Genomic DNA, 4,624 nt, shown 5'->3' with positions numbered 1-4,624 from the left:
GGTAGGTTGTAGTATTGTTTAAAGAGGAGTATTGCCAGTATTGTTTTTACTGGAAATTTTTTGGATTTTGGCAGGTTCTTCAGCTTTCCTTCTGATTCGAAGTCTGCTAAAACGTCAAGAATTGCGAATGCCACGCTTTCAGGGTCTTTGAGTCTGTGATCCCATCTGGGGATCACGACAACCACCTGAAAGAATTCAGCAAAAACCCTAATAAAGGTTACTATAAACACGCCCCATCATGCCGAAAAATATATAAATGCACCCTCTGACTATGCACGTAAGAATTCATTTGAGGTGATGCTCATGGTTGAAAAGAAGAGAAACATCATAGTTGAAGAGCTCGTGAGGACTCCTGTTGAGATGCAAAAGGTAGAGCTCGTAGAGAGAAAGGGAATAGGTCACCCAGACAGCATAGCCGATGGAATAGCGGAAGCCATCAGCAGAGCGCTCTCAAGGGAGTACATAAAGAGGTACGGAATTATTCTCCACCACAACACAGACCAGGTTGAAGTTGTTGGAGGAAGGGCTTATCCAAGGTTCGGCGGCGGTGAAGTGATAAAGCCGATATACATCCTTCTCTCAGGTAGAGCGGTTGAGTTTGTTGATAAAGAAATGTTCCCCGTTCATGAAGTGGCAATCAAGGCAGCAAAGGACTACTTAAGGAAGGCAGTTAGACACCTAGACGTAGAAGAGCACGTGGTCATTGACTCAAGAATAGGACAGGGAAGCGTTGATCTGGTTGGTGTTTTCAACAAAGTCAAGGAGAACCCGATACCCCTCGCAAACGACACATCCTTTGGTGTGGGCTATGCTCCATTAAGCGAAACCGAGAAGATAGTCCTTGAAACTGAGAAGCTCCTCAACAGTGAGAAGTTTAAGAAGGAATGGCCAGCCGTTGGTGAGGACATCAAGGTTATGGGACTCAGGAGAGGAGACGAGATTGACCTTACAATTGCCGCTGCCATAGTTGACAGCGAGGTTCAGAACCCACAGGAGTACATGGAAGTCAAGGAGGGAATATATAACGCAGTTAGGGAGCTCGTTTCCCAATACACAGAGAGAAAGGTCAACATTTACGTTAACACTGCTGACGACCCAGAAAACGACATCTACTACATAACCGTTACGGGAACTTCAGCAGAGGCTGGAGATGACGGTAGCGTGGGTAGAGGGAACAGAGTAAATGGTCTCATTACTCCAAACAGGCACATGAGTATGGAGGCAGCGGCCGGTAAGAACCCCGTCAGCCACGTGGGTAAGATATACAACATCCTCTCTACCTTAATAGCAAACGACATTGCCGAGCAGATAGAAGGGGTGCAAGAAGCCTACGTGAGAATTCTCAGCCAGATAGGAAAGCCAATTGACGAGCCTCTTGTCGCAAGCATCCAGGTAATTCCAAAGCCGGGCTACAAAGTTGAGCAGTTCGAAAGACAGGCTTATGAAATAGCAGACGAGTGGCTTGCAAATATAACAAAAATACAAAAAATGATACTGGAGGACAAAGTTAACGTCTTCTGATTTAGCCGGCGCTCTTTTTCATCTTTTCTTGCATGAGAATTCTCAAAATTCTTGCTTCTTCAAGCATAAGTTTTTCCTTTTGTTTCCTAATAATCTCAAGTTTCTTCTGCAAAAGCCTATCTTCCTTCATAAAGAACCACCAGAACATATACGCTTTGCTTCCTTAAAAATTTTTCGATTAACGACTAATTTTACATCGACAAAAGACGTAAAAAACCATATCTTTAAAAACCTTGGGTCAATAAATTAGATAGAGGTGAGAGAACATGATAATTGCCGTGAGCGGGACACCCGGAGTTGGAAAAACAACTGTAGCAAAACTTTTAGCCAAAAAATTGGGTTACGATTACGTAGACCTTAGAGAGTTCGCCCTAAAACACGGTATCGGCGAGATGAAGGGAGAAGAACTTGAAGTTGAAGTTGATGAACTCGCCTATTATGTTGAAAAAGAGCTCAAAGACAAGGATGTGGTACTTGACGGGCACCTGAGCCACCTGATGCCAGCCGATCAGATTATAATACTCAGAGCTCATCCAAAACTGGTAGGAGAACGTTTAAAGGAGAGAGGATACAGCGAGGAAAAAATAGCCGAAAATGTCGAGGCAGAGCTCGTTGACGTGTGCCTTTTAGAGGCCATAGATGAAAACGAGAACATCATAGAAGTAGATACCACAAACAAATCTCCCGAAGAAGTCGTGGAAGAAATCCTGGACTTCCTGAATAGGGGAATAAAAAGAAGAGTAGGCATAGTTGACTGGACTAAAGTGTATGACGAAGTACTTCCATATCTGAAACTTGGAGGTGATGACGAATGGGCGTAGGCCTGTGGATTAGAACAGGAGTTTTGATGGCATTCCTTACTGGCCTATTAATGGCTATAGGCTATGTTCTGGGCAATGAGACTGGAATGCTCTTTGCTTTCATCTTCGCTTTGATGATGAACTTCTTCAGCTACTGGTACAGCGATAAAATCGTTCTCACATGGTATAGGGCAAGAATTCTGGAAGAAGATGAAGCCCCAGAGCTCTATGAGATAGTGAGGGGATTGGCTCAAGAAGCAGGAATCCCCACGCCAAAAGTGGCAATAGTACCAACTGAAACACCAAACGCCTTTGCAACCGGCAGAAATCCAAAGCATGCTGTGGTTGCAGTCACTCAGGGGCTGTTGAGACTCCTAAATAGGGATGAACTTGAAGGAGTAATAGCGCACGAGATAAGCCACATAAAGAACAGAGACATACTCATCCAAACTCTAGCGGCAGTATTGGCTGGAGCAATAATTATGGTGGCGAGATGGGCCGGATGGATGCTCTGGCTCGGAGGATTTGGAGGAAGGGATAGGGATAGAGACGCAGGGAGTGCTTTGGGAGCTATACTCTTGATAGTACTCGCTCCGATAGCCGCGATGCTAATTCAGATGGCAATAAGCAGGGCAAGGGAATACCTGGCAGATGAAACCGGAGCAAAGATAAGCGGAAAACCGTGGGCTCTTGCAAGGGCCCTTGAGAAGATTGAATACGCTGTCTCGATGAGACCCCTCAGAGATGGAAACCCGGCAACTGCCCATATGTTCATAGTAAACCCATTCAGGGGAGTCAGCTTTGCAGAGCTGTTCTCAACACACCCGCCAACCCAGAAAAGAATCGAAAGGCTCAGGAAGATTGCGGAAGAAATGGGAATTGCCTTTTGATTTCATTTCTAATTTTCTTGAAACCATCGAAATTGATTTATATTTTTAAAACGTAGATTTTGTTGATGATCAGTATAAAACGATTGATGCTACCGGCTCTTGTGATACTGTTGCTTTTCTCGGCCTATTATGCCAGCACCATTAGAGACGACTCTGAGAATAACTCTCAAACTTGGGATGAAAATGACCTCTACCTCTGGAGGACAAAAATTGAGCGCTTGGCTGTGAATTCAAGCTATGGAATCGGTGCAGTATGGCTTGGAAAGGACAGCATTGTGAGGGACAACTACATCCACATTGCAATAAGCCCGTATGGAAACAAAGAAGCCCTCATGAAGGCTATTAAAGAGCAGGGCATCCCCCTTGAGGCTGTTAAAATAGAAGTCCGGGGAGAATACGACGAGGACTTCACAAAACCGGAACCTCTTTGTCCCGTGAACTATGCCCACAACCGAGCGGAGGACGTTGAAGGAGATGTAAGAATATACACAAGCTTTGGAACAAGCGGGATGTACTATCTCAAACTGCTTTCATGTGAAGAGGAGGGAAACAGGTTAAAGCTCACTTTCAAGCTGTGGAAGTGCAATCCCGCATCCATTATGTGCACTTCAGACATCACGTTTCCATCGTTTGAAATCAAGTTTTTGAAAGACTATCAAAACGTGGAAGTTATAGTTCTGGCAGATAGTTGGGAGGGAAAAAGAACTGGCATCTATATATTTGATCTTTCCCGCAAGCCTCTTTGGGTTCTTTATGAAGGCTCCGAGAAAAGAGAGGAGATGTACATCTATAGAGACGGCTGGATTAGAGTTCTTTATGCCCATCCATCAAAGGAAGCACTTGAAGAGATTGGCAGCCCTTACATCCAGCTTTATCCTTGGGAGCTTTTTGAAAAGTATGGGTACAATCAGACGAGGCTTAATCAGGAAGTCTTGGCAATTGCGGAAGAAAAAGGGTACATTGCAGAGGAAAAAGAACGGCTGGTATTTGTTTACGTCCCAGACTTCAGTAAAGAAACTCTGCAAAAGATAGAGGACGATTTTGGAGAGTATGTTCAGGCAATAGTATTGAGGAGTGGATAGCTATTCAACCTTTCGAGAGGGGCGTGTTTATAGTAACCTTTATTAGGGTTTTTGCTGAATTCTTTCAGGTGGTTGTCGTGATCCCCAGATGGGATCACAGACTCAAAGACCCTGAAAGCGTGGCATTCGCAATTCTTGACGTTTTAGCAGACTTCGAATCAGAAGGAAAGCTGAAGAACCTGCCAAAATCCAAAAAATTTCCAGTAAAAACAATACTGGCAATACTCCTCTTTAAACAATACTACAACCTACCCCTCAGAGACGCCCAGCACTACGGCAGAAAATTCTTCGGAGCAAACATTCACTACTCAACCCTCCACAACTGGGAGAA

7 protein-coding genes are annotated in these 4,624 nt (G+C 44.4%); 5 read left to right on the top strand and 2 right to left on the bottom strand.

What is annotated here, in order from left to right; translation table 11 throughout:
• Window positions 1–230 (bottom strand): hypothetical protein (locus tag GBV73_RS10525; protein WP_152881022.1); only part of this gene is annotated, 230 nt, incomplete at its 3' end.
• A 73-nt stretch (window positions 231–303) separates the two neighbouring features.
• On the opposite strand from GBV73_RS10525, the gene GBV73_RS10520 reads away from it, so the two are divergent.
• Window positions 304–1,521 (top strand): methionine adenosyltransferase, encoded by a 1,218-nt coding sequence (locus tag GBV73_RS10520; protein WP_152881217.1) that lies wholly within the window; start codon window positions 304–306, stop codon window positions 1,519–1,521.
• A 1-nt stretch (window position 1,522) separates the two neighbouring features.
• Here the strand turns inward: GBV73_RS10520 and GBV73_RS11490 are convergent, their stop codons facing one another.
• Window positions 1,523–1,651 (bottom strand): hypothetical protein, encoded by a 129-nt coding sequence (locus GBV73_RS11490; RefSeq protein ID WP_256371127.1) that lies wholly within the window; start codon window positions 1,649–1,651, stop codon window positions 1,523–1,525.
• A gap of 136 nt (window positions 1,652–1,787) precedes the next feature.
• On the opposite strand from GBV73_RS11490, the gene GBV73_RS10515 reads away from it, so the two are divergent.
• From GBV73_RS10515 to GBV73_RS10500, 4 genes are all read left to right on the top strand, one after another.
• Window positions 1,788–2,342 carry an adenylate kinase family protein gene (locus GBV73_RS10515; protein ID WP_152881215.1) on the top strand — a complete coding sequence of 185 codons (555 nt, stop codon included), beginning with the start codon at window positions 1,788–1,790 and terminating at the stop codon, window positions 2,340–2,342.
• Window positions 2,333–3,211 carry a zinc metalloprotease HtpX gene (htpX, locus tag GBV73_RS10510; RefSeq protein ID WP_042700384.1) on the top strand — a complete coding sequence of 293 codons (879 nt, stop codon included), beginning with the start codon at window positions 2,333–2,335 and terminating at the stop codon, window positions 3,209–3,211. The genes GBV73_RS10515 and htpX overlap by 10 nt, the downstream gene beginning before the upstream one ends.
• Before the next feature lie 65 nt (window positions 3,212–3,276).
• A complete protein-coding gene (locus GBV73_RS10505; protein WP_152881213.1) occupies window positions 3,277–4,293 on the top strand; it encodes a hypothetical protein in 1,017 nt (338 codons plus the stop codon).
• Between the two features lie 23 nt (window positions 4,294–4,316).
• Window positions 4,317–4,624, top strand: a 308-nt coding sequence (locus GBV73_RS10500) for a hypothetical protein (protein ID WP_152878644.1), incomplete at its 3' end; no start/stop codon positions are given.

The organism is Thermococcus sp. 101 C5 (assembly GCF_009372125.1).
GTDB lineage: Archaea > Methanobacteriota_B > Thermococci > Thermococcales > Thermococcaceae > Thermococcus_A > Thermococcus_A bergensis.
The sequence above is the reverse complement of the archived record's forward strand: the minus strand, read 5'-3'. Positions and strand labels throughout refer to the sequence as shown.